Origin of the sequence: Pseudomonas sp. 86_A, from assembly GCF_017491705.1 — a bacterium.
Classification (GTDB): domain Bacteria; phylum Pseudomonadota; class Gammaproteobacteria; order Pseudomonadales; family Pseudomonadaceae; genus Aquipseudomonas; species Aquipseudomonas koreensis.
On sequence record NZ_JAFGYS010000003.1, the window covers coordinates 162,368 to 187,342 of the forward strand.

General features: G+C 61.3%; 19 protein-coding genes. 3 read left to right on the plus strand and 16 right to left on the minus strand.

Going from position 1 to position 24,975, the window contains the following annotated elements; all coding sequences use genetic code 11:
- Nucleotides 1-17: 17 nt before the first annotated feature.
- From J5M57_RS06355 to J5M57_RS06430, 16 genes are all read right to left on the minus strand, one after another.
- Nucleotides 18-1,088, minus strand: a complete 1,071-nt coding sequence (locus J5M57_RS06355) for a class I SAM-dependent methyltransferase (protein WP_207848223.1) — start codon at nucleotides 1,086-1,088, stop codon at nucleotides 18-20.
- Nucleotides 1,085-1,936, minus strand: a complete 852-nt coding sequence (locus J5M57_RS06360) for an NAD(P)-dependent oxidoreductase (protein WP_169840983.1) — start codon at nucleotides 1,934-1,936, stop codon at nucleotides 1,085-1,087. Before J5M57_RS06360 ends, J5M57_RS06355 begins: the two co-directional genes overlap by 4 nt.
- Complete coding sequence (locus tag J5M57_RS06365; RefSeq protein ID WP_207848224.1) at nucleotides 1,933-3,159, minus strand: class I SAM-dependent methyltransferase; 1,227 nt, start codon at nucleotides 3,157-3,159, stop codon at nucleotides 1,933-1,935. The genes J5M57_RS06360 and J5M57_RS06365 overlap by 4 nt, the downstream gene beginning before the upstream one ends.
- Nucleotides 3,156-3,716 (minus strand): dTDP-4-dehydrorhamnose 3,5-epimerase, encoded by a 561-nt coding sequence (gene rfbC / locus J5M57_RS06370; protein ID WP_169840985.1) that lies wholly within the window; start codon nucleotides 3,714-3,716, stop codon nucleotides 3,156-3,158. The genes J5M57_RS06365 and rfbC overlap by 4 nt, the downstream gene beginning before the upstream one ends.
- Nucleotides 3,713-4,795 (minus strand): CDP-glucose 4,6-dehydratase, encoded by a 1,083-nt coding sequence (gene rfbG / locus J5M57_RS06375; protein WP_207871955.1) that lies wholly within the window; start codon nucleotides 4,793-4,795, stop codon nucleotides 3,713-3,715. Before rfbG ends, rfbC begins: the two co-directional genes overlap by 4 nt.
- Nucleotides 4,777-5,550 (minus strand): glucose-1-phosphate cytidylyltransferase, encoded by a 774-nt coding sequence (gene rfbF, locus J5M57_RS06380; RefSeq protein ID WP_095139348.1) that lies wholly within the window; start codon nucleotides 5,548-5,550, stop codon nucleotides 4,777-4,779. The genes rfbG and rfbF overlap by 19 nt, the downstream gene beginning before the upstream one ends.
- 255 nt (nucleotides 5,551-5,805) lie before the next feature.
- Nucleotides 5,806-7,812, minus strand: a complete 2,007-nt coding sequence (locus J5M57_RS06385; RefSeq protein ID WP_207848226.1) for a calcium-binding protein — start codon at nucleotides 7,810-7,812, stop codon at nucleotides 5,806-5,808.
- A 220-nt stretch (nucleotides 7,813-8,032) separates the two neighbouring features.
- Entirely contained in the window at nucleotides 8,033-11,626 is a 3,594-nt protein-coding gene (locus tag J5M57_RS06390; protein ID WP_207848227.1) for a glycosyltransferase, read from the minus strand.
- 109 nt (nucleotides 11,627-11,735) lie between these two features.
- A complete protein-coding gene (locus tag J5M57_RS06395; protein ID WP_169840989.1) occupies nucleotides 11,736-13,307 on the minus strand; it encodes a flagellar hook-associated protein 3 in 1,572 nt (523 codons plus the stop codon).
- A 13-nt stretch (nucleotides 13,308-13,320) separates the two neighbouring features.
- Entirely contained in the window at nucleotides 13,321-15,366 is a 2,046-nt protein-coding gene (gene flgK, locus J5M57_RS06400) for a flagellar hook-associated protein FlgK (RefSeq protein ID WP_207848228.1), read from the minus strand.
- 21 nt (nucleotides 15,367-15,387) lie between these two features.
- Nucleotides 15,388-16,671 (minus strand): flagellar assembly peptidoglycan hydrolase FlgJ, encoded by a 1,284-nt coding sequence (flgJ, locus tag J5M57_RS06405; protein WP_207848229.1) that lies wholly within the window; start codon nucleotides 16,669-16,671, stop codon nucleotides 15,388-15,390.
- Nucleotides 16,672-16,682: 11 nt separating this feature from the next.
- Nucleotides 16,683-17,771, minus strand: a complete 1,089-nt coding sequence (locus J5M57_RS06410) for a flagellar basal body P-ring protein FlgI (RefSeq protein WP_150113624.1) — start codon at nucleotides 17,769-17,771, stop codon at nucleotides 16,683-16,685.
- A gap of 27 nt (nucleotides 17,772-17,798) precedes the next feature.
- Nucleotides 17,799-18,494: a flagellar basal body L-ring protein FlgH gene (gene flgH, locus J5M57_RS06415; protein WP_169840992.1), complete on the minus strand. Its 696-nt coding sequence runs from the start codon at nucleotides 18,492-18,494 to the stop codon at nucleotides 17,799-17,801.
- Nucleotides 18,495-18,546: 52 nt separating this feature from the next.
- Entirely contained in the window at nucleotides 18,547-19,332 is a 786-nt protein-coding gene (gene flgG / locus J5M57_RS06420; protein WP_003222804.1) for a flagellar basal-body rod protein FlgG, read from the minus strand.
- A 45-nt stretch (nucleotides 19,333-19,377) separates the two neighbouring features.
- A complete protein-coding gene (locus tag J5M57_RS06425; RefSeq protein ID WP_007965507.1) occupies nucleotides 19,378-20,118 on the minus strand; it encodes a flagellar basal body rod protein FlgF in 741 nt (246 codons plus the stop codon).
- Nucleotides 20,119-20,470: 352 nt separating this feature from the next.
- Nucleotides 20,471-22,033 carry a sigma-54-dependent transcriptional regulator gene (locus J5M57_RS06430; RefSeq protein ID WP_169840993.1) on the minus strand — a complete coding sequence of 521 codons (1,563 nt, stop codon included), beginning with the start codon at nucleotides 22,031-22,033 and terminating at the stop codon, nucleotides 20,471-20,473.
- Nucleotides 22,034-22,404: 371 nt separating this feature from the next.
- Between J5M57_RS06430 and phhA the strand changes: the two genes are divergently transcribed.
- From phhA to J5M57_RS06445, 3 genes are all read left to right on the plus strand, one after another.
- Nucleotides 22,405-23,196, plus strand: a complete 792-nt coding sequence (phhA, locus tag J5M57_RS06435) for a phenylalanine 4-monooxygenase (protein WP_047292472.1) — start codon at nucleotides 22,405-22,407, stop codon at nucleotides 23,194-23,196.
- A gap of 118 nt (nucleotides 23,197-23,314) precedes the next feature.
- Entirely contained in the window at nucleotides 23,315-23,671 is a 357-nt protein-coding gene (locus J5M57_RS06440; protein ID WP_003222798.1) for a 4a-hydroxytetrahydrobiopterin dehydratase, read from the plus strand.
- The gene (locus J5M57_RS06445; RefSeq protein WP_207848230.1) at nucleotides 23,671-24,864 is read left to right on the plus strand and encodes an amino acid aminotransferase; all 1,194 of its coding nucleotides are present in this window, start codon (nucleotides 23,671-23,673) and stop codon (nucleotides 24,862-24,864) included. Before J5M57_RS06440 ends, J5M57_RS06445 begins: the two co-directional genes overlap by 1 nt.
- Nucleotides 24,865-24,975: the final 111 nt, after the last annotated feature.

The following is a 24,975-nucleotide window of genomic DNA, read 5'->3' on the forward strand; positions in this document are numbered from 1 at the left end:
GTTCAAAGTCTCAATGGTCACTGGAACGAAGCGCTATCGACGGCGTGATAGACGTAGCGTCCACCGGTCATCCGCTTGATTTCTTCGAGGTAATTGGAGTTCATCACAAATAGGTTGGCGCCTTCGGGCAAGGCATCCATGGCCTCTTGCGGCGAGGACACCCGCGCGCCGCTCAGTGGCAGATAACGCCCCTGTTTGGCCGGGTTGATATCCACCACACGGTCCACTGCCACACCCGCGCGTTGCAAGAACAGCGAATAGATCACGCCTTTGGACGACGCGCCCCAGATCGCCGAACCCTGCTCGGGCGCGGCCTGAATGATCTGCACCGCGCGGTCGAGACTGGCGGTGAAATCGTCCGGCAACGTCAGACGTGGCACCGGTTGCTCAGGGGTCAGGCGCAACGTCGACAGGTCGGCGACGATGTACAGGTATTGGCCACCAAACAGGTGACCGGCCTCGTGCACGGTGCCGAACATCCGGCGCAGGTCATCGAGGCGGAAATAATTGACGTGCTCGTAGAACAGGTCGAACCAGGCCTTGTGCTCGAGAATCCAGTCCAAGCACGGCACTTCGATGTAGATCTGCCCGCCCTGATTGGCTTCAGCGATCACCGCCAGAAAGCTCACCGGGTCTTCGATGTGTTCCAGCACATGGCGCAGGACGATGGCGTCCGCCGCCAGGCCGAGACCACGAGTGAACGGCGCTTTGATCACATCGGCGTTGTCGCCTTCGTAGGCCGGGTCGATGCCGGTGATCGAATAACCGAGGCCTTTGAGCAGCTCGAGAAAGTAGCCCTTGCCGCAGCCGACTTCGATCAGCTCCTGGCCCTTGAAGTGCCTGGCGATAATGCCTTCGACGTCGCTCAGGTGTTTCTGGAACTGCCCCGAATGCGCCTGCTCGTTTTGGTAGTCGGCGTCATAGCTGAGCTTGTCGGCATCGAACGCGGCGTTGAAGATCAGGCCGCTGCGCTCATCCTGCACCAGCAGCATGTCAGCGCTGGCCGAGGCCTTGGCCGATTCAGGGTCGGCAAAGGTGCGGTTCTGCAACACCGGCAGGTCGGTGATCCGATACAACTCGTGCCTCATTGCGGCTCTCCCAGTAGCTGTTGCAAACGCTCGGTCACGGCCCAGAACGCCAGCGGTTCGTGGGTCGGGTATGGGTAGTGGCCGAGGTTTAATTCGATGGACTTGCCGCGCTCACGCAGACGTTGTTCGACCAGCGCGCGCACCGATACCGGCTGACCGCTGGCGCAATTGATCACGCCGTTGAAATCGCGGTTTTGCACAATCTCGGCGAGGTAGCCAGCAGCGGTCTTGATCGGTAGAAAATCGCGAAGCTGTTCCCCCGCCGACATGTTGAACGACGGCTCGCCAGCATCGATCGCCCTGTCCAGCGCCGCCAACAGGCTGTTGGGGTTCTGCCCTTCACCATGCAGATAAAACAAGCGCGCCCACTGCAACGTAAACGGATGCTCCTGCTGCAAGTTCTGCAAAAACAGGTTCAGGGTGTGCTTGGCCAGACCGTATGGATTGCTCGGCTGTGGCTCGGCGAGTTCGCTGAGCGGGCCGCTCTGCATGCCGTATTCGAAGCAGGTGCCGGTCACCAGAACCTGCTGCACACCGGCCTCGACCGCACCTTTGATAAAGCGGTAGTCGGCCATCAGGTTGTGCTCGAAATGGAACAGCGCCCGATAGTTAGGCAGCCCCGGCCAGGCCAGATGCGCCAGCACGTCGACGCCAGCGGTCAGCGCAGCGATATCCAGTTCAGTTGCGTGAATATCCGCCGCGACGAATTCAACGTCGTTGATCCACGGCATGCTCGCCGCGGTTTCTGCGTTACGTGCCACCGCACGCACAGTGCAGCCACGCGCGAGCAACGCCGCGACCAGATGCCGGCCGACGAAGCCCGTGGCCCCGGTTACCAGCACCTTCACAGGACTTTCAACTCAGGCACGGCGATCACGAAGCGTCCGTCCCACTGCCGGACTTGCGCCAGTTGCTGACTGACTTCGTGCAGCAGGTTCCACGGCAGCACCAGCACGTAGTCGGGCTTTTCGATATCGATCTGCGCCGGTGCGACAATCGGGATCCGACTGCCCGGCAGGAACTTGCCTTGCTTGTGCGGGTTGGCATCGGCCACCCACGCCAGCAGGTCCGGTTTGACCCCGGCGTAGTTGAGCAAGGTGTTGCCTTTGGCTGCCGCGCCGTAACCGACCACACGCTTGCCGTCGGCCTTGGCCTGCAACAGAAAGCGCAGCAGCTCATGCTTGATGCGTTCGGCAGCCGGCGCAAGGGTCGCGTAGTACTCAGGCGTTTTCACCCCGGCATCGAGCTCGGCCTGCAGCTGTTGCTGCACCGCCGGCTGCACCGCGCGACGCTGACCGTCCCGGCGCTGCACGAACACCCGCAGCGAACCGCCATGAGTGTTCAACTGACTGACGTCGAACACTTCCAGACCGTTGCGTTCGCACAGGGTCTGCACGGCGGTCAGCGACAGGTAGGAATAGTGCTCGTGATACAGGGTGTCGAACTGCGCACCGGCCATCAGCGTCAGCAGTTGCGGAAATTCGAAAGTGGCGACGCCGGTCGGCTTGAGCAGCGTGGCGAAACCACCGAGGAAATCATTGATGTCCGGCACATGCGCAAGCACGTTATTGGCCGCCATCAGGTCGGCGCCCCAGCCTTCGCTTTTCAGCTGTGCGGCGCTATCGCGACCGAAGAACACTTCACGAATCTCCAGACCTTTTTCCCGCGCCGCTTGCGCGGTGCTGCGGGTCGGCTCGACGCCCAGGCACGGGATACCGCGAGCAGCGACGTACTGCAGCAGATAACCGTCGTTGGCCGCGATTTCAACCACACGGCTGTCGGCGTTCAAATCAAAGCGCTCGACCATCTCGGCGACATAGCGCTCGGCGTGGGCCAGCCAGGTGCTGGAGAACGAACTGAAATAGGCGTACTCGGCATCGAACAGGCTGTCGGCGCGGGTGTAATCCTCGGTCTGTACCAGCCAGCATTGCTGGCACACGGCGACCTTCAGCGGCACCCATTGCTCAGCCTGTTCCAAGCGCTCGGCGTGCACGTAGGCGTTGGACGGTGGCGAGGTGCCGAGGTCGATCAGCGGCAGGCTCAGCGGTGCGGCGCACCCACGGCAGTTCATAGACGCACTCCAGCAAAGTGTTGATCGAGCGCGGGATGGCTGGAATCACGCGCTGACAAATTATTGACAGGCAACGGCCAGGCAATCGCCAGCCGTGGATCGTTCACCGACAGACCGCCCTCATGCTCCGGCGCGTAATCGGCGCTGTGCAGGTAAAGCAGCTCGGCGTCGTCGCTCAGGGTCTGGAAGCCGTGAGCGAAGCCGGCCGGGATCAACAGGCTGCGACCGTCGCCAGCCTTCAGATGCTCGGCGTGCCAGTGCAGAAAAGTCTCGGAGTCCGGTCGCAGATCCACCGCCACGTCCCATACCTCACCGCGCAGGCAGGTGATCAGCTTGGCTTCCGGAGCGTTGGCATTCTGGTAATGCAGACCGCGCACACTGCCCTTCTCGCGGGTGCAGGAATGGTTGATCTGGCGGATGTGAAATTCACTGCCGAACGCGCTCAGGCTGCCCTCGCAGAACAGTCGGGCGAAGTGTCCGCGCTGATCTTCGAAACGCTTGTGCTGGACGCTGAACAATCCGGCCAGCGGCAACGCCTTCAAGGAAAACTCGCTCACAGCGCGCCTCGGTACAGGTTCAGTTGGCCGAGGGTCACGGCGCGCATGTCATCGCCGTTCTGCCACGCCAGGTGCCAGTCGAGGGTCTGGGTCAGGCATTGCTGCAAGGTCCAGCGCGGCTGCCAGCCCAACACCTGACGAGCGCGACTGCTGTCCAGGCGCAACAGACCGGCCTCGTGCAGTTCGCTTTTTTCGATGCGCAGACCGCGTGCCTGTGGCCAGCGGCCGGCGAGCAATTCGACCACTTCGCCGACGCTGCACATGTCGGCCTCGCCCGGGCCGAAGTTCCACGCCCCGGCGTATTCCGGGCCTTGTTCGTAGAGGCCGGCGGCCAGTTGCAGGTAACCGGCCAGCGGCTCCAGCGCGTGCTGCCACGGGCGCACGGCTTGCGGGTAACGCAAGGTCACCGGCTCGTCGGCCGTCCAGGCCTTGAGCACGTCGGGAATCAGGCGCTCAGGAGCAAAGTCGCCGCCACCCAGCACGTTGCCGGCGCGCGCGGTGGCCAGGGCCAGACCGTGTTCGGCGTACTTGTCAGCCGGGAAGAACGACGCCGCATAAGACTGCGCCAACAGTTCACAGCAGGCCTTGCTGCTGCTGTAAGGATCGTGGCCACCGAGGGCTTCGTCTTCGCGGTACGGCCACAGCCATTCCTTGTTGGCGTAGACCTTGTCGGTGGTCACCAGCACGCAAGCGCGCACGCAGCCGACCTGACGGATCGCTTCGAGCAGGTTCAGCGTGCCCATGACGTTGCTGGAGTAAGTCCCCAACGGATCGCGATAGCCTTCACGCACCAGCGGCTGCGCGGCCAGGTGCAGGACGATCTCAGGCTCGGTGTCGGCGATGGTCTCCAGCAACGCGCCGAGATCACGCAGATCACCGCGTTGATCGTTGATCCCTTCGTGAACCCGCGCCAGTTCATACAGGCTCGGCTCGGTCGACGGATCAAGGGCAAAACCGCTGACTTGCGCGCCGAGGCTTTGCAGCCACAGGGTCAGCCAACTGCCCTTGAAACCGGTGTGACCGGTGACCAGTACGCGCTTGCCGCGCCAGAAATCCGCACTCAGGCCCATTGCTTCCATGGGGCCTCCCCGCTCTGCCACAACGCTTCGAGGTGGTTCTTGTCGCGCAGGGTGTCCATCGGATGCCAGAAGCCTTCGTGTTCGAAGGCGTTCAGCTGTTCGTCCTCGGCCAGACGCGCCAGCGGTTCGGCTTCCCAAGTGGTTTCGTCACCGGCGATGTACGACAGGACTTTGGGCGACAGCACGAAAAAGCCACCGTTGATCCAGCCACCGTCGCCACGGGGTTTCTCGGTGAAACCCAGCACCTGATCGCCTTGCCGCTCAAGGGCACCGTAACGTCCGGGCGGCTGCACCGCGGTGACGGTGGCCAGGCGACCGTGGGCTTTGTGGTAATCGACGAGCTGAGCAATGTTGATGTCGGAAACGCCGTCGCCGTAGGTGAAGCAGAACGCCTCTTCATCCTTGAGGTAACGGCCGGCACGCAGCAGACGGCCACCGGTCATGGTTTCCTCGCCGGTGTCGATCAGGGTGACGCTCCACGGCTCGCTGTAGTTCTGGTGCACGTCCATGCGGTTGTTGCGCATGTCGAACGTGACGTCGGAGGTGTGCAGGAAGTAGTTGGCGAAGAAGTCCTTGATCGCATAGCCCTTGTAGCCCAGGCAAATCACGAAGTCGTGGATTCCGTGAGCGGAATACTGCTTCATGATGTGCCAGAGAATTGGCTTGCCGCCGATCTCGATCATGGGTTTGGGCTTGAGGTGCGACTCTTCACTGATGCGTGTGCCGAGGCCACCCGCCAAAATAACTGCCTTCATCGTCTCCCCTCTCGTTCGTCACCGAGCTGCGCATGGCTTTCTTGAGCGATGCGCGCCGTCTGGCTAACCCTTTTGCCGCCTGCGGCGCCGCTGCGATGACCGCGAGCGCTCGTTTTATGGCGATTTGAGGGGGACTTGCAGGAAACGCGCCAGCTCCGCGAGCGCCACGTCAGGTGCGCTGCGAGGCATGAAAAAAGGGATGAATCCAGCAGCGGATTCATCCCTTTCATTGCGTTGCATCAACAGATTGAGCGATTAGCCGAACATGGCGAACCCATCGACAGTCGCAGGCAGGTCGTAGACCTGGCCGTCGGCCGTCTGCAGATGCTCGATGTTGTTGAACCCGGCATACCATCCCGTCAGTTTCACGCCGCTGTCCGGCACACCGCTGCTGCCGTCGTTGGCACTGTGCAGGTAGGCGTCGTCACCGATGCGGGTGACGTTCAGCTGGCTGATGTTGGCGAGGGTGTTGAGGATCAGGGTGTCATTGATTTCCCAGCCCTCGTCCTGGATCGATACCAGCCCGCTGGTGTTCACGATATAGGTGTCTTCACCCGTACCGCCCAGTGCGATACCGCCAGTGCCCGACTGCCCCGCAAGGTTGAGGACCAGCACGTCATTACCGCCACCACCGGACAACAGATAGTTATTGCCGGTGCCGGTGAGCACGTCATAACCGTCATCACCAAAGGCACTGCCGTTGTGGACAGTGATGGTGTCATTGCCCTGGTCACCGTGAGCCACTGTACCCAGGTCATTCACGGCGCTGACGATCACGTCGTCACCCGAGCCGCCAGACAGTGTGTCGGCCTGCGCGACATCACCGTCGAGACCGGACTTCAGCCCGCCATAGAGGTGATCGTTACCATCGTTGCCATTGATCACATCGTCGCCGTTGCCACCTTCCAGGATTGCGTCTTCGCGGCCGGCATCCATCACATCATTGAAACGACTGCCTTGCAGACCTTCGACGTCGTAATACATGTCCCCTTCGGCCGTTCCGTTCTGGCCGAGCTTCCACAGCCCGACCACCACACCCGTATCGCTGTCGTCATAGCTGACGATGTCCGTCCCCGCGCCGCCGATGAAGACATCCCGTCCGGCGCCACCGTAGAACAGATCATTGCCGCTGCCGCCGAAGAGGTGGTTATCGGAATCGTTGCCATAACCAGTGAAATCGGCTGTGCCGGTGTAGGTCATTTTCTCGATGAACGGGTCCATCTTCATGACCGACAGGCTGGTGTACAGCTCGTCGTAACCCGGGCCCGAGTCTGACTCGATGATGGTCACACCCTCGCTGTTGATCGTGTAGACGTCGCTGCCCCAGCCACCTTCGAGCGTCACGCCACCGGAGTTGGCGGTGAAGTGATCGTCCAGATTGGTTCCGACAATCTTTTCCACATTGATCAAGATGTCGCCCTCGGCGTAACCGCCGGAACCGAAGCCCTTGCCATCACGAAACTCGATGCTGACCGCATCGTTGGAACGGCTGTAATCGACGGCGTCAAAGCCATCGGCACCGTCCATGACCATCGCGCTTGCGCCGGCGAAGATCACGTCGTTGAAGTTCGAACCTTGCACGGCCTCGATGCTCGAGTAGGTATCGCCGAATGCAATGCCGGTGGCGCCCCAAATGCTTGAGAGCTCGATACTGACGCCTTCAAGGCTGTCGGTGTAGCTGACGGTATCGAATCCTTCACCGCCAATGAACTGGTCGCCACCATCACCGCCCCACAGCACGTCATTGCCTGCACCGGCGACAATCACGTTCGCCTCGGCATTACCGTAGCCCTTGAAGTCGCCGGTGCCGGTGAAGGTCATCTTGTCGAGGAACGGGTCCATCTTCTGGGTGTTGACGCTGGTGCGCAGCTCGTCGTAACCGCCGAGCTCGTCTTCGATGATCGTCACGCCCTCACTGCCGATGATGTAAACGTCATCCCCGCCGCTGCCTTCCAGCGTGACGCCGGAAACCGAACTGGCAAGGGTGTCATCGAGGAAGCTGCCGACCACTTTTTCGATGGCAACCAGCGTGTCAATGGAACCATCTGCCTTCGTGACGCTGGCAAGCCCCTGGCGGATATCGACGCTGACGCCCGAAGACATGATTCGATAATCCACGGAATCAAAACCCTCGCCACCATCCAGCAGATCGGCTCCGGCAGTCCCCCAGATCTGATCATCCGATTCCAGTCCGAAGAGCTCGTCATTGCCTTCACTGCCGATCATGATATCGGCTTCACTCGTCCCATAAATCACTGCCATTTGCTTCTTCCTTGCATTGTTGTTGAATCCGGAAATCTGCCTCCCGGTAACAAGCCGATCACGCCAGCAGCAACCGTCCGAGGTCAGCGAATAGAGAAGTATCGACAGGAAAAGCGCTGTGCTTGAGGCTCTGCGGTAAAAAAGTGTCAATACTGATACAAACAGGATATTGAAGACGCAAAAAAGGCGACTCGAAAGTCGCCTTTTTCAGCAGTGCCGATCAATCCGCCAGCCAGCCGTTTTCCCAATAGCGCAGGTTGTCGCCCCGCAGTACGTAGTCGCGCAATACGATTTCTCGCAGCTCATCGCCCATGCGATAGCTCGCATCGGGATCGGCCAGGTGCATGCGGATCGCCTGCAGCCATTCATCGGTGCTGTTGGTCTTGACCCGGGTGCACGGCAGGTAGCCGCGATAGGCCTCGGTATCGGTGCAGACAACCGGGTAACCGCAGGCGCCATACTCCAGCAGACGCAGGTTGCTCTTGCAGTCGTTGAAGATGTGGAATTCCAGTGGCGCCAGCGCCAGATCGAGATTCAGGCTTGCCAGTTTGGCCGGGTAGACTTCCAACGGAATCACCCCGTGGAACTCATGCATGTAAGGGCGCAGATCATCCGGGCACATGCCGAAGAACACCCAGTCGACTTCGTTGGCCAGCTCACGCACGACATCGGCGATCACTGCCAGATCGCCGTGGTGGCTGGTGCCACCGCCCCAGCCGACCCGGGGTTTTTTCGAAGTGCGGCGCTGGCTGCGCAGGTCAGTCCACAAGTTGCGCGCAAGCATATTGGGGACGACGCGAATGTCGTGATGCATGTCCGACAAGGCGTTGGCCAGTGGCTGGGTTGATACCACCACCCGATCACACAGGCTGATGGCGCTGCGTACCATACGCTCCATTTCCTGTTTGTTGGGCATGTTGCGGATATGCGCATTGCGATGCGGAACATCGATCACATAATCATCGAGCTCAAAGATGCGCCGGGCATGGCAGAACTTCTTCAGCGGCGGAATTTCATCGATGGCGCTTTGCGAATAACGCCCTTGCAGGACAATCACATCCGGGGACTGGCGCTCGATATCAATGATCGACGGCAGGCCATAGCAAATCCGTCCTTCGGCACGGTTGGCCGCTTCCAGTTCGATCAGCGGCTGACTCATGCGGTAATGACCGATGGCCGAGGCGTTGATCGGCACGGCAAGCACGTTCGGCAACTGCGCCTGGGAAAAAGCACTCCAGCCGGTACGCAGTCCCGGCTCCAGGCTGAAGCTCGTCGCTCCAACGCCCTGTAACGCCAGATTGACGTTGAACGCCGGGTCACGGGCAATGCGCGGCAGCCAGCGCTTGTAGAATGTTTCCTGCTCCTGGAGTTGCAGTTGCTCCTCTTCTGCCCTCGCCTGAACACTGGGGCGTGCGCCCAGCGCCAGCAAGGCATAAGGGGTCCACACCACCAGGTATCCTTCCTGACCGATCCGCAGGCACAGATCCACGACATTCAGCGCCTGTTTCAAATCGTGCTCATCAAGCCCGGCAACAGATTCATAAACCGCCTTGCGCACCATCAGGCAGTCGCCACCCACGGCACTCAGGTCATGGGTCGCTTGCAGCCGGAACATGTAGCCATCCGATTGCAGCGACTGACCGTAGAACGGCAGACCCACCGCCCCCTGCAGACCCAGAATCAGACCGGCGTGCAGCACGCATCCATCGGGATTGAACAGCTTGGCACCGACCACGCCGACTTCAGGCCGCTGCGCATGATTGAGCAGTTCGTCGAGCCAGTCGGCCTGAGTGATTACCGCAAACGAATTGAGCAACAGCACGTATTCGCCGCGCGCCTGCCCTACCGCAAAATTATGCAGTGCCGCAGCGTTGCCCTGCTGCGGATAGCTCAGAACGCGGATCCGCTCCCCGCCCAATTGCGCCATGCCGTCCAGCCAGGCCCGCGCTTCAGCGCTTTGACTGCCGTTGTCGATCAATAACAGCTCGTATTCGGAGTAAGCGGTCTTTTCCAGCAGTGTTTCGACGCAGCGCTGCAAGGCAGCCGTCTGGTCTTTGGTCACGATAATGATCGACACCAGCGGACGTCGGGCGTGCTGGTAGTCAACGCGGTTGAGCAGCTCGGAACTGCCGCGACGAATGCCATGAGCCACTCCCAGACGCTTGAGATGGGCCTCAAGTACCCGCGGGTTTTGCTCGATGACCGCCGGAGCCGCGAGCCAGGCGGACAGATCGAAGGGCGATTGCAGCAGCACTTCAGCGACATGCCCGACCACCTGCGTACCGTCGCTCTCGACCATGCGCCACAGCACGTCATGTGGAGCCAGCTCAGCGAACGTCGGCTCGAATCCACCCAGCGCCATAAAGCGTTCGCGCTTGAACGCCAGCGCTCGCCCGACATAGGGGTAGCTGCGCAGCAGGTCGAGGTTGAAATCCGGTTTGAATGCCGGCTCTGCCGATTCGCCGTTGCGCAGGCTGCCTTCGTCGCTGTACAGGCACGTCAGCGCCGGGGAATGGGCGATACGCTCGGCCATGATCAACAACGCCGGTACTACCGGACGATCGCCGGCCTGCAACAGGTAGAACCAGTCGGCCCCTTCCAGCTGTGGCAACAACGCGTTGATCTGCGCCAGCCCGTCGTCCTGCAACGGCATGCGGAACACCCGACCATCGAGTTCCGCCTCGGAACAGGCAGTGGACAACACCAGGATCAGTTCCGGCAGATAATCCTGTGCAGCAAGCGCTTGCAGCGTGCGCTCGACGCCGTCGCGACTGCCGTCGCGATCAATGATGATCGGAACGATGCGCGGCTGATGCGACCAGCCAGCCAGGGTCTCCGGCAGCAACTTGCGCTGCCCCTCGGTAAGCACCCGACACGCCAGCCATTGCGCATAGAGCTCGGCAAAACTCCAGCTGTCGATACCGACGCACCATTCCTGGCGGCTCTGCTTGGTACCGAGCGTGCGGCTCAGGGGCAGCTCTTCCCAGACCCGCGGCGTCTCGTCGGCCTTGCTCAGCGGGATGTAGCGAACCCAGCCCGGCGCAGGCGCAGATTCGCCGCTGCGCGCCTTGAGCATTTGCACAATCCACTCGCGCTCGACTTCAACCGCATCTTTCATCGCCTGTTGGGCGCTCAAGCGCTCCGGGTACAGACGCTCGGCACTGAGCACATTGTTGGACACCGCCACATTGCCGCGCCGCATCAGGCAGATAAACAACGCGAAATCCAGGGTTGCGACAAAGCAGTGGCCTTCCTGGGTCAACGCCGGCAGCAACTCGACAAGATCTTCCCGACGGAACAGCGCATTGGTGAAGCCGCCCAGTACGTTGACCGGAAATTTTTCAAAGATGCCCAGCAGGTCGTCACCCTTGAACAGGCCACTGCTCGGCGATAGCGAAGTGTTTTCCAGGCGTGCCGGAAGGATGATGTCGTCGGCATCCCAGAACAGGCGCTGAGCCAGCACCAGCCGGACGTCTTCACGCACCATTTCCTGCGTTTGCTGTTCAATGCAGGCGGCGTAGAGATGGTCGTCGTCACACAGAAACTTGATGAATTGGCCTTGCGCCTGTTCCAGGCAGGCCTTGAGATTGCCGACCATGCCCAGGGTGCGCGGATTGCGCACGTAACGCACAGCTACGCCGGACTGCTCGACCACTGTCGCGACAATGGTTTCAATCTCGCTGCCGCGACTGTCGTCGCACACAATGATTTCGAGTGGGCCATACGTCTGGCTCACCGCACTGTTCAACGTCCGCTCGAAGAAGCGCGGATTGAAGGCGGGAATGACCAGACTGACGAGAGGAAGTGGATTCACGGCGGGCTCACAGGCGGTACGAGCCCGCTCGGTGAAGCGAGCCCATGAAACCGCAAAAAAACATTAACTGAGGGACGAGACAAACGGGCGCTTGCGCGCCCGTCCAGCGTCAGATCTTGTTGAACAGACCCAACTGGCTGATCTTGCTGAACGCCAGTTGCGAGGCTTGCAGCATGGTCTGCTGCAAAGTCAGGCGGGTCATCACCTCGGCCGGATCCGAATCACGGATCGACCCCTGAGTCGTGGTGTTGGCCTGGATCAGACTCTGGTTGGTGGTGTCCTGGTCATCCAGCGACTGCCCACGAGCACCGATCGAGGTCACCGCAGCGCCAATCTGGTTGGACGCGCTGTCGATGTTGCCCAGCGCCGACTCCATGGCCCCCTGGAATTTCTGTTTGACCACCGGATCGCCATCGACCGGCAGGTTCAGCGCCGTGATCATCTGGCCCAGGGTGTCGAGCACGTTCTGGGTCTGGTGGTTGTTGGACTGGATCGAGAACTGATCGCCTGCCCCCGGCGTACCACCAATGGCGAAGGTCACACCGGCAGCTGTGGCGTTGGTGCCGACCATGGTGCCCGACGACACTGGCTTGCTGTCAGCAGTCACAGGTGCCGCGTACAGGTCGAAATCGGTGGCGCTGGTGAACTTCAGCACTGCACCGCCGCCCGACGGGAAGGCCGCGCTGTAGTCCGCCTGGTTGGTCACGCTGGAGCCAGTGATAACGGCGGTCGACGGGTTGCCCGGGCTGCGCGCTGTGGTGAACGAGTCAGGCGTGGCCGCCAGCTGGAAGCTGTGACCGGCGATGACCGCGTCCGGGTTGGTATCGCCGGCCTTGAGGTTGATGTTCAACTTCATGTCGACGCCACGGAAGCTGACGGTCTGGTTGGTACCGTTGCTGTTGCTGATCAGACCGTTCTGGCTGGCCTCGGACGTTACGTCGTTGCCCAGGGCATCGGTGATCTTCAACTGAGTGCTGCTGAGGAAGCTGACGGTGTACGGCTGACCACCGGTGAACTTGGCGTTGTACGTCGCAGCGGTACCGACCGTGCCGTTGGACAGCACCACACGACCGTCATCCACCGCCGGAGCGGTCATGGTGGTCTGGGTGCGGCTGGTATTGATGGTCTGCTGGAAAGCGTCCCAACCGGTGGTGTTGGTCGCGACCGACATGCCGTCGCCAATGCCCAGGTTGATCTGGGTCTGGTCACCGTTGTAGGTGTAGGTGCCGTCGACGTTCTGCGAGTACGGCGCGGTATCGGTCTTGGAACCGGAGAACAGATAGTTGCCGTTGGCATCCTTGGAGTTCATCAGGCCCAGCACTTGTTGCTGAATCTGGCCCAGTTCCGCCGCGTACGCCTTGCGGTTATCGTCGGTGGCGATACCGTTGTTGGCCGCCAGGCCGATTTCCTTGGCGCGCTGCAACGCCGCGGTGATGGAGTTCAACGTGGACTCCTGCACGGTCAGCGCACTCTTGGTGGTGTCGATGTTGCCCTGATACTGGTCGAGCATCGCACTTTGCTGACCCAGCTTGAGCAGACGACCGGCGCCGATCGGATCGTCGGCTGCCGTGTTGATGCGCTGCAGACTGCTCGCTTCGTTGGCGGTCGCGACCGTCTTGCTGTAATTGCGCTGATATTGAGCAGCTTGCGTCGCGTAATACTGGGCGGTGGAAATGCGCATGAATTACGACTCCTTAAAGACTGTTGATCAGCGTGGCGAAGGTTTCCTGCGCAGCTTTGATGATCTGCGAAGACGCTGTGTAGTACTGCTGATACTTGACCAGGTTGCCGGTCTCTTCATCGAGGTTGACCTGGGACAGCGAATCACGCGCGCCTTTGGCCTGATCCAGGATCGCCGAGGTGGCCTCACTGTCCGATTTGCTCTGCGCCGCTTTGGTACCGACGTTGGTCACCAGCTTGTTATAGGCGTCGGTCAGGCTGATGCCTTTGCTGCCGGTGCCGGTGTCAACGGTCTGCTTGGTCTGCAGGCCGACCAGGGCTTGCGCGTTGCGGTTGTCGGACGAGGCCGCGCCGGTCAGGTTGATCGTGAAGGTTTCGCCGGACTTCGGCGTCGCGCCCACGGTGGTCTGCACGGTGAAAGTCTTCTGCACGTTCGGCGTGACCGTGGTGTCCATCACCGGCGCGCCGGTGGAGTCGACCATGCCGACCTTCAGGTTCAGGGTGTTGGCCTGCCCCGGCACGATGGTGCCCGAGCCGATGGTGTTGCCCTTGGCGTCGACCATGTTGTACGACTGGCTGCCGCTGGCGACCGCACCGAACACCAGTTTCACTGGCGTGGAGTATTTGAGCGCATTCTGCAACTCGGCCTGGGAGGCGGGGTTGTAGATATCGACCGTTTCAGCCAGCGTCGGCTGGGTGTAGGTGCCGGAATTGTTGGCACTGGCCACGCCGGTCAACGGTGCAGCTGCGGCGATTTTCTTCGGATCGGTCAGTACCGTCTGAATGCTGGTTGCCGCGTTACGGGTCGGGGTCACCTTGAAGGTGTCGCCAGCGCTCAGGGCGCCGCCGTTGAGGGCCAGGGTGAAGCCGTCGATCACTGGCGGTGGCGTGGTCGTGGTGCTGAAAGAGCCCAGGTCGGTGCCATCGGAGCGCTTGACCGAATAGTTGGTGGCGCTGGTGAAGGTCACCTGATAATCGCTGGTGGTCAGCTTGCCGGTGTCCTTGATGGTGACATCGAGATTGCCCGAGCCGGCGCTGTTGCCCGACTGCGCAATGCTGCGCTGGCTGATCAGTGCAGCACTGTTGATGTTGTTGAAAATCGCTGCGCCGAAGTCACCGTTCTTGTCGATGCCCTGGGCTTGTTGACTGTTGACCTGGTCGGCCACCACCAGCGCGACACGCCCCAACTCATTGAGCGACGGGTCGAGCACTTCTTTGCGATAGGTCAGCAGGCCACCGATTTCACCACCGCTCATGGCCGACGTGATGTCGATGACGCTGGAGCCGCGGTCCATCTGAATGGCCATGCGCGTCGGATCGTCTTTGCTCGGCACGGTGCTCAGGGTGTTAGTGGTGTTGCCGATCACCAGCGGTTGGCCGGTGCCGATATACACGTCAAAACTGCTGCCACGTTCAACGACCTGCGCACCGGTCAACTCGGAGAGCTGGCGCACCGCTTCGTTACGGGTGTCGAGCAGATCGTTCGGCTGGCCGCCGCTGGTGGAAATCTCGCCGATCTTCTGGTTCAGATTGGCAATCGAAGTCGCCAGCTTGTTGACCTGGGCCGTCATGTCGCCCAGGTTGCCATTGATTGTGGTGTTCTGATCGTTCAGCTGTTTGGCCAGGGCATTGAAGCGGCTGGTCAGGGCCTGCGCACCGGTCAGCACCGACTGACGGGAAGTGTCGTCGGTCGCCGAGGTTGCAACGCCTTGCATCGTGGTGAAGAACTTCTGCAGCACACCGGTCAGGCCAGTGTTGGTATCGGACAGCGAACCATCCAGCGCGGTGGCCTGGGCGCCGTACGCAGCCGCTTCGCTATCGAGCGAGGTGGCGGTATGCAGCTGGTTTTCGAGGTAAGAGTTGTAGACCCGGCGCACGTCGGCCAGGGTCGTCCCCGTACCGATGAAGACGTTGCCGAACTGTTGCGAGGCCTTGGTGCTCTGCACGGTTTGCTGGCGTGAATAACCGGCGGTGTCGACGTTGGCAATGTTGTTACCTGTCGTCGCCAGAGAGGAAGAACTCGCGGCCAACCCCGACATCCCGATATTGAGCAAACTCATGATTCAAACCTTACCGTATGTTTATAGAGGCGTCGTTGAAACGCCGGCCGCAGCGTAGTTTTCGAAACTGTTCATCTGCTTGGCAATCTGCGAAATCTTGGTCGCGTAGTTGGGGTCGGTTGCGTAACCGGCCTTTTGCAACTCGCGTACAAACTGTTCTGGGTTATCGGCCGACTTCACAACATCTTGATAGCGATTGTTGGTCTGCAGCAAAGTCACCAGATCGTGGAAACTGTCTTTGTACGAGGCGTAGGAACGGAACTGCGCCGTCTCCTTGACCATCTGCCCGTTGCGGAACTCGCTGGTGATTGCCCGGGCCGAATCGCCGGTCCAGTTGCTGCTGGCCTTGATGCCGAACAGGTTGTGGCTGCTGCTGCCATCCTGGGCGCGCATGACCGATTTGCCCCAGCCTGTTTCCAGCGCGGCCTGCGCCACCAGATAACGCGGATCGACACCGATACGGGCCGCGGCTTCTTTGGCCATCGGCAGCATGGTGTTGACGAATTCGTCGGCGGAGCTGAAAGCGCGCTTGGCCGGTGCCAGCGGAATCTGCGCCATCGCCCGACCGTAGATCTGCATCTGCCCGCCGGACGCTTTGGCGTCTTCGGCACGGGTCAGCCAGTCGCCGTTGTACAACGGGCCGGCGCCGGTGGCGGCAGTGGTCGCGGCACGTTGCGGCAAGGCATTGGCGACCGTCGGCGTGGCGGGCGGCACCAGACCGGCGAGCAAACGATCAGCCAGTTTCGGCGGCAGTGCCAGACGACGCTTGTTGATCATTTCCATGTCGTTGGCGTGCGCCAGCTGCGTGTTCGGCGCATGCAGCGAACGCGAGGCCCACAACGGACGCTCGCCATTGAGCCGCGACAACGGCCCGGTGCCCGTGGTGCCGGCAGCAATCGGCGTCGGCACTGCAGCGGCTTTCGCCGCTTCCTGCTTGGCGGCGGATGCGGCAGCAGCCTCACCCGGCGCCAGCGGTTTGTTCCTCGACATCTGCTTCATCAGCACGTCGGCCAGACCAATACCACCGCCCTCGCGGGACAGCGACACTGCCAGTTGCTGGTCGTACATTTCCTGATACTGCTTGGCGGCCGGGGTGTTCATCGGGTTGTCTTTACCCAACGCCTCGGTGGCCGAACGCATCGACTTGAGCATTTCGCCAAGGAACAGCGATTCGAACTCCTGCGCCACCTTGCGCATGTTCGCATCGCTGTTCTTGTCGCCGACCTTGAGCTGGTTCAGGCGATTGAGGTCGGAGTACGAACCCGAATCGCCAGTGCCCACCAGACTGCCTTTGCGCATATCCATGGTCGCCGGCCTCAGATCACAATCAGGTCGGCTTGCAACGCGCCGGCCTGCTTGAGTGCTTCGAGAATGGCCATCAGGTCACCCGGTGCCGCGCCAACCTGGTTTACCGCCCGCACGATCTCGTCGAGGGTGGTGCCCGGGCCGAACTTGAACATCGGCTTGGCTTCCTGCTGGGCGTTGACCCGCGAGCGCGGCACCACAGCGGTCTGGCCATTGGACAACGGGCCCGGCTGGCTGACGATCGGGTCTTCGGTGATGGTCACGGTCAGGCTGCCGTGGGTCACAGCGGCCGGCGAAACCTTCACGTTCTGGCCGATGACGATGGTGCCGGTACGCGAGTTGATGATGACTTTCGCCACCGCCTGACCCGGGTCGACTTCGAGGTTTTCCAGGATCGACAGATAGTCGACGCGCTGGCTCGGATCGAGCGGCGCAGTGACGCGGATCGAACCGCCGTCGATGGCTTGCGCCACGCCAGGGCCGAGCATGTCGTTGATCTTGTCGACGATGCGCTTGGCGGTGGTGAAGTCGGAACGGTTGAGGTTCAGGGTCAGGCTGTTGCCCTGGTTGAAACCGCTCGGCACCGAACGCTCGACCGAGGCACCGCCCGGGATACGACCGGCCGACGGAACGTTGACGGTGATCTTCGAACCGTCGCGCCCTTCGGCATCGAAACCACCGACCACCAGGTTGCCCTGGGCGATGGCGTAGACGTTGCCGTCGATCCCCTTGAGCGGGGTCAGCAACAGGGTGCCGCCGCGCAGGCTCTTGGAGTTACCGATGGAGGACACCGTAATGTCGACCTGCTGACCCGGTTTGGCGAACGCTGGCAGATCGGCACTCACCGACACCGCCGCGACGTTTTTCAACTGCACGTTGCCCGACCCTGGCGGCACCTTGATGCCGAACTGCGAGAGCATGTTGTTGAAGGTCTGCAGGGTGAACGGGGTTTGCGTCGTCTGGTCACCGGTGCCGTTAAGCCCGACCACCAGGCCGTAACCGATCAACTGGTTGGAGCGCACGCCGGAAATGCTGGCGATATCTTTCAGCCGCTCGGCGTGGGCACCAAAGGCTGCGGACATCATGGCCGCCGCCAGCATGAAGCTTTTCAGATTCAACGTAGCCACCTAGAAAGGGAACAGCGGGCTGAGGAAGAAACGGTCGAACCAGCCTGGCTGACTCGCATCGGCAAACGAGCCGGTGCCCGAGTAGGTGATGCGCGCATCGGCGACACGGGTCGACGACACGGTGTTGTCGGTGGCGATGTCATCGGCACGCACCAGACCTGCGATCCGCACCAGCTCGTCGCCGGTGTTGAGGGTCATCCACTTCTCGCCGCGCACAGCGATGATGCCGTTGGGCAGCACGTCGGCCACGGTCACGGTGATCGAGCCGGTCAGGGTGTTGCCCTGCGCGGCCTTGCTGTCGCCCTTGGTCGCACGGTCGCCGCTGTAGCCGACGTCGAGGCTCAGGTCGTTACCGCCCAACGGGTTGTTGGTGGTGCCGCCGCCGCCAAACAGCGAGGTCAGGCCGATGCCGGTCTTGCTGTTCTTGGCCACCTGCGAGTTGGCGTTCTTGCTCGCCTGAGTCTTCTCGTTCAGGGTGATGGTGATGATGTCACCGACCCGGAACGCCTTGCGGTCGCTGTACAGGTTCTGCTCGAAGCCGGCCTGATAGATCGAGCCGTTGTTGGCCGCAGACGGCAATGGCGTGCGCGGCAACACCGGGGCGTAGTAAGGGTCATTGGGCTTGGGCGTCGGTGCGACGCAGCCCGCGAGCGAGACGACCCCACCCAATGCCAGAACAGATACGAAGCGTTTCATGACCCTACCTCACGGTGTTGCTGGCGGCCTCATGGCCGCCCCATAGACTTGATTACAGATTCTGCGTTACGAACGAGAGCATCTGGTCGGCGGTGGAGATCACCTTGGAGTTCATCTCGTAGGCGCGCTGAGTGGTGATCATGTTGACCATCTCTTCAACGGTGCTGACGTTGGAACCTTCCAGGGTGTTCTGCAGCGTGGTACCGAAACCGTTCAGGCCCGGGGTGCCAATTTGCGGCGCGCCGGAAGCAGCGGTTTCCAGGAACAGGTTGTTGCCCACAGCCTGCAGACCGGCCGGGTTGATGAAGTCGGCGGTTTGCAGGTTGCCGATCACCTGAGCGGCCGGGTTGCCAGGCACAGTGATCGACACGGTGCCGTCGGTGCCGACGGTGAAGCTCTGGGCGTTGTTCGGGATGACGATGGCCGGCTCCAGGGCGAAGCCGCTGGCGTTGACGATCTGGCCATTGGAGTCGAGGTGGAAGGTGCCGTCACGGGTGTAGGACGTGGTGCCGTCCGGCTGCAGGATCTGGAAGAAACCGCGACCGTCGATGGCCATGTCCAGCGGCTGCTCGGTGGTTTGCAGGCTGCCGGCGGTGAAGTTTTTCTGCGTGCCGACGATGCGCACACCGGTACCCAGTTGCAGACCCGACGGCAGTTCGCTGTCCTGGGTCGACTGGGCGCCTGGCTGACGCTTGATCTGATACAGCAGGTCCTGGAACTCGGCACGGTCACGTTTGAAACCCGTGGTCGAGACGTTCGCCAGGTTGTTGGAAATGGTGGTCAGGTTGGTGTCCTGGGCGGACAGACCGGTTTTGGCAACCCATAGAGCCGGAAGCATTCGATTCTCCTCGTGCGCCTGTTTTACGGCGCGACGTTCTGATAATTAGCTGATCTGCAAGACCCGAGCCATGGCCTGGTCGTCGTCTTTGGCGGTGTTCATCATCTTGACGTGCAACTCGAACTGCTTGGCCAGGGCCAGCACCGACGTCATTTCTTCCACGGCGTTGACGTTGCTCGACTCAAGGAAACCCGACACCAGTTTGACGTTGGCGTCGGCCGGCGCAGGCTGGCCGTCCTTGGTGTAGATCGAGCCGTCGAGGCCTTTGTTGAGGTTCTTGATGTCCGGGTTGACCAGTTTGATCCGGTCGACTTCCGCCATGACGCGCGGGCCTTCGCCCATCGCACGAATACTGATGGTGCCGTCTTCGCCGACTTCGACTTGCTGCTCTGGCGGCACGGCGATCGGACCGCCATTGCCGAGTACCGGCATGCCGTTGCCGGCGCGCAGTACGCCGAGGGCGTCGATGTTGAGACTGCCGGTGCGCACGTAGCTTTCGCCGCCGTTAGGGTTCTGCACGGCAATAAAGCCGTTGCCGGTCACGGCCACGTCGAGGTCACGACCGGTCTGCACCAGTGAACCTGCGGTGAAATCGGTGGCGGGCCGTTCGCTCATGGCAAACGCACGCGCCGGAAAGCTGTCACCGAACACCGGCATCGAACGCGCCTGCTCCAGGTCGCGCTGAAAACCATTGGTGGAGATGTTCGCCAGGTTGTTGGCATGCGCCTTTTGCGCCAGTGCGTTCTGACTGGCGCCAGTCATTGCCACATAAAGGTACTTGTCCACACTCTTTCCTCTGCATGCCGGACGTTTGCCGCCCACCGCTGTACTGCTGAGCCATAAGCAATTTGCAGACCAACTTTTTTCTGGCGGCCTGCGGCCCGGCAAACAAAGGACTTGAGGGCAAGCGAGGGGAAATTTGAAATGTATCGAAGTCGAAAAACCGGCGGTGTTATGCCGCTTGGCGGCAATCCCGGTTCTCGCTGATGGAAACGGGACCTGTGGCGAGGGAGCTTGCTCCCGCTCGGCTGCGTAGCAGTCGTAAACCCGGCGAATGCGGTATATCTGATTCCACCCTATTGAATGGATTTGGGTTCGCTGCGCAACCCAGCGGGAGCAAGCTCCCTCGCCACAATGGTCAATCGGCTGGATCCTTACCGACTTCATACTCACGCAGCTTATTGGCAATCGTGGTGTGCGAAACCCCCAGCCGCTTGCCCAGTTGCCGACTGCTCGGGTGTTCGGAATAAAGGCGCTCCAGCACCGCTTTCTCGAAGCGCCCGACGATCTCGTCCAAACCGCCCTCCAGCGAAAAATCGCCAAGCGGCTGACGCACGCCATAATCCGGCAAGCGAATATGCTCCGCCTTCACGGTCCCGCCGTCACACAGCGACACCGCCTGAAACAGCACGTTCTCCAGTTGTCGCACGTTGCCCGGCCAGTGATAGTGACTGAGGCGATCCATCGCTGCCGGCGCCAGTTTCGGCAGTGAGCAACCGATCTGGCGGCTGGCCTGATCGAGGAAGTGCTCCACCAGCGGCGTCAAACCGTCGAGGCATTCGCGCAGCGGGGGAATGTGCAGCGACAGCACATTCAAGCGGTGATACAAGTCCTGACGGAACTCACCACGGGCGCACAGCTCGGACAAGTCGACCTGCGTCGCACAGATCACCCGCACATCCAGATACACCTCTTCGTCGCTGCCCACTCGACGGAAGCAGCCGTCCTGTAGAAAGCGCAGCAACTTGACCTGCAAACGCGGGCTCATTTCCCCGACGCCATCGAGAAACAGCGTGCCGCCTGCCGTCAGCTCCAGCAGGCCGAGCTTGCCTTCCGCACGCGCCCCTTCGAACGCACCGGGGCCGTAGCCGAACAGCTCGGTCTCGGCCATCGACTCCGGCAGCCCCGCGCAGTTGAGCGCCATCAACGGCGACTGTCCGCGTGGACTGGCGAGGTGGCAGGCGCGCGCCAGCAACTCTTTCCCGGTGCCGGTTTCGCCTTCGATCAACAGCGGCGCATCCAGAGGTGCCATGCGCCGCGCTTCGCGCACCACCGCCGCCATGACCTTCGAACTCTGGAAGATGCTGTCGAAGCCGCGCAGCTCCTGTTTACGAACGTTATAGATGCGCTCGCCGACGCGGTCGGCGCGGTGCAAGGTCAGTACCGCACCGGCCATGGCTTCGCTGTCGTCGTGTTCCGATTGCAGCGGCGCGATGTCGGCGAGAAAGATGTCGCCCTTGACCTTGACGCGCATGCCGTTGATCCGCGACTTGTTGGCGCGCACCAGTTCCGGCAGGTCGAAATCCTCGGCATAACGCGACAGCGGAATCCCCGGCACCTCGTCCACCCGCACCCCGAGCAACTGCGCCGCGGCGCGGTTGGCGGCAACGATCGAGCCGCCCATGTCGATCGACAGCACCGGGAATTCCAGTGCGCCGAGCAAGGCGTTCAACTCCATGTGCCGGCGCTCGCTGGGCATCAGCCCGACGCGCTTGACGCCAAACACCCCGGCAATCGCCTCGAACTTCGGCCGCAGCGCCTGGAACTGGATGTTGATCAGGTTCGGGCAGTGCAGGTAAATCGCATTGCCATGCTCGCCACCGACCTCGCCGCGCGCGACGTTGATCCCGTACTCCACCAACAGATTGAGGATGTCGCGCAGGATGCCGATGCGGTTCTGGCAGTGGACTTTGATACGCATATAAATGACCCGTGAAGACAGTAATACCTGTAGGAGTGAGCCTGCTCGCGATAGCGGTGGGTCAGTTGATATTGATGCTGACTGATACACCGCTATCGCGAGCAGGCTCACTCCTGCAAGGGAACGGCGCCAGACTTTTCTGTCGAGGGCGCAGATAGTTGTCAAGATTATGTGACAGCCACAACCCTTTTCAAACCTGCAAATCACCGCAAACGCGAGATACCCGCCAAAGCGTAACGATTTTTTTACGAAATCCGCTGATTTTTCCTACAAGGTGCGCCTGCAACCTGCTGCATCCCTCCCTGCTCTGAGGTAAATCTGACCCCATCGCTGGACATAACAAGAACGAATTCCCCTAGCAGGAGAGCAGTATGAAGCAGACGCAATACGTGGCTCGCGAGCCCGATGCGCAAGGTTTTATCGACTACCCCGCCGAAGAACACGCGGTGTGGAACACGCTGATCACCCGCCAGTTGAAAGTGATCGAGGGCCGGGCGTGCCAGGAATACCTGGACGGTATCGAAAAACTCGGTCTGCCCCACGACCGCATCCCGCAACTGGGCGAGATCAACAAGGTGCTCGGCGAAACCACCGGTTGGCAGGTCGCCCGTGTCCCGGCGCTGATTCCGTTCCAGACCTTCTTCGAATTGCTCGCCAGCAAACAGTTTCCGGTCGCCACCTTCATTCGTACCCGCGAAGAGCTGGACTACCTGCAAGAGCCGGACATTTTCCACGAGATCTTCGGCCACTGCCCGCTGCTGACCAACCCGTGGTTCGCCGAATTCACGCACACCTATGGCAAGCTCGGCCTGCAGGCCACCAAGGAAGAGCGCGTGTACCTGGCGCGCCTGTACTGGATGACCATCGAGTTCGGCCTGGTCGACACCCCGCAAGGCCAACGCATCTACGGCGGCGGCATCCTGTCCTCGCCCAAAGAAACCGTTTACTCGCTGTCGGACGAGCCTGAGCATCAGGCCTTCGATCCGCTGGAAGCCATGCGCACGCCGTATCGCATCGACATCCTGCAGCCGCTGTACTTTGTCCTGCCCAACCTCAAGCGCCTGTTCGACCTGGCCCACGAAGACATCATGGGCATGGTCAAGCAAGGCATGCAGCTGGGGTTGCACGCACCCAAGTTTCCGCCAAAACCGAAAGCCGCGTGATCCGCGACTTTTGCTGACAATTGAGTCTGTCAGTCGCCGTCACTTTGGTTTAGCGTGACGGCATTGACGGCCCGATCGCTTCTATAAAAAAAACACACTCGATTTCAGGAATCACACCATGTCCACTTTGAACCAAGCCCACTGCGAAGCCTGCCGTGCCGATGCGCCACAAGTCAGCGACGAAGAGCTGCCGATCCTGATCAAGCAGATCCCTGACTGGAACATCGAAGTACGCGACAGCATCATGCAGCTGGAGAAAGTCTTCCTGTTCAAGAACTTCAAACACGCTCTGGCATTCACCAACGCCGTCGGCGAAATCTCCGAGGCCGAAGGTCACCACCCGGGCCTGCTGACCGAGTGGGGCAAAGTCACCGTGACCTGGTGGAGCCACTCGATCAAGGGCCTGCACCGCAACGACTTCATCATGGCCGCGCGCACTGACGAAGTGGCCAAGACCGCAGAAGGACGCAAGTAATGCACTTCGACGCCATCGGCCGGGTACCCGGCGACCCGATCCTCGGTTTGATGGAGGCCTATGCGCAGGACAACAACCCGCGCAAGTTCGACCTCGGCGTTGGCGTCTACAAGGATGCCCAAGGCCTGACGCCGATCCCCGAAGCGGTGAAAATCGCCGAGGCGCGACTGGTCGAAAGCCAGGACACCAAGACCTACATCGGAGGTCACGGCAACCCGCTGTTCGGCAAGGTCATCAATGAGCTGGTGCTCGGCGCCGACTCGAAGCTGATCGCCGAACAGCGTGCCGGCGCCACCCAGACGCCGGGCGGCACGGGCGCCCTGCGTCTGGCCGCTGACTTCATCGCCCAATGCCTGCCGGGCAAGGGCGTGTGGCTGAGCAACCCGACCTGGCCGATCCATGAAACGATCTTCGCTGCGGCCGGGGTCAAGGTCAGTCACTACCCGTATGTGGGCAGCGACAACCGACTCGACGTCGATGCCATGCTCGCCGTGCTCAACGACGTGCCGAAAGGCGATGTGGTGCTGCTGCATGCGTGCTGCCACAACCCGACCGGCTTCGACCTGAATCATGACGACTGGCAACGTGTGCTGGACGTGGTGCGCCGCCGTGACCTGCTGCCACTGATCGACTTTGCCTACCAGGGCTTTGGCGACGGGATGGAAGAGGACGCATGGTCGACCCGACTGTTCGCCGCCGAGGTGCCTGAGCTGCTGATCACCAGCTCCTGCTCGAAAAACTTCGGCCTGTACCGCGACCGCACCGGCGCGCTGATCGTCTGCGCGAAAACCGCCGACAAGCTGATCGACATCCGCAGCCAACTGGCCAACATCGCCCGCAACCTGTGGTCGACCCCACCGGATCACGGCGCGGCAGTGGTCGCGACCATCCTCGCCGACCCGGAGCTGAAAGCTCGCTGGGCCGACGAAGTGGAAGCCATGCGCTTGCGCATCGCCCAGTTGCGCAGCGGCCTGGTCGAAGCGCTGGAGCCGCACGGTTTGCGCGAACGCTTTGCGCACATTGGCGTGCAACGCGGGATGTTCTCCTACACCGGCCTCTCGCCGGAGCAGGTAAAACAGCTGCGTGAGCATTACAGCGTGTACATGGTCAGCTCGGGCCGGGCCAACGTCGCCGGCATCGACGCCACGCGTCTGGCGCTGCTGGCCGAAGCCATCGCCAGCGTCAGCAAATAGTCCAGGCACCGCAATACTCCCGTAGGAGCTGCCGAAGGCTGCGATCTTTTGATCTTGTTTTTTACAAGCAAAGTCAAAAGATCGCAGCCTTCGGCAGCTCCTACATGTGTT

Coding starts and splice junctions, on each gene's coding strand:
- J5M57_RS06355 (WP_207848223.1), bottom strand. CDS start 1,088: ATGAGGCACGAGTTGTATCGGATCACCGACCTGCCGGTGTTGCAGAAC.
- J5M57_RS06365 (WP_207848224.1), bottom strand. CDS start 3,159: ATGAACTGCCGTGGGTGCGCCGCACCGCTGAGCCTGCCGCTGATCGAC.
- rfbG (WP_207871955.1), bottom strand. CDS start 4,795: ATGGAAGCAATGGGCCTGAGTGCGGATTTCTGGCGCGGCAAGCGCGTA.
- rfbF (WP_095139348.1), bottom strand. CDS start 5,550: ATGAAGGCAGTTATTTTGGCGGGTGGCCTCGGCACACGCATCAGTGAA.
- J5M57_RS06385 (WP_207848226.1), bottom strand. CDS start 7,812: ATGGCAGTGATTTATGGGACGAGTGAAGCCGATATCATGATCGGCAGT.
- J5M57_RS06395 (WP_169840989.1), bottom strand. CDS start 13,307: ATGCGCATTTCCACCGCCCAGTATTACGCGACGCAAGCTGCTCAATAT.
- flgK (WP_207848228.1), bottom strand. CDS start 15,366: ATGAGTTTGCTCAATATCGGGATGTCGGGGTTGGCCGCGAGTTCTTCC.
- flgJ (WP_207848229.1), bottom strand. CDS start 16,671: ATGGATATGCGCAAAGGCAGTCTGGTGGGCACTGGCGATTCGGGTTCG.
- J5M57_RS06410 (WP_150113624.1), bottom strand. CDS start 17,771: ATGCTGGCGGCGGCCATGATGTCCGCAGCCTTTGGTGCCCACGCCGAG.
- flgH (WP_169840992.1), bottom strand. CDS start 18,494: ATGAAACGCTTCGTATCTGTTCTGGCATTGGGTGGGGTCGTCTCGCTC.
- flgG (WP_003222804.1), bottom strand. CDS start 19,332: ATGCTTCCGGCTCTATGGGTTGCCAAAACCGGTCTGTCCGCCCAGGAC.
- J5M57_RS06430 (WP_169840993.1), bottom strand. CDS start 22,033: ATGCGTATCAAAGTCCACTGCCAGAACCGCATCGGCATCCTGCGCGAC.
- phhA (WP_047292472.1), top strand. CDS start 22,405: ATGAAGCAGACGCAATACGTGGCTCGCGAGCCCGATGCGCAAGGTTTT.
- J5M57_RS06440 (WP_003222798.1), top strand. CDS start 23,315: ATGTCCACTTTGAACCAAGCCCACTGCGAAGCCTGCCGTGCCGATGCG.
- J5M57_RS06445 (WP_207848230.1), top strand. CDS start 23,671: ATGCACTTCGACGCCATCGGCCGGGTACCCGGCGACCCGATCCTCGGT.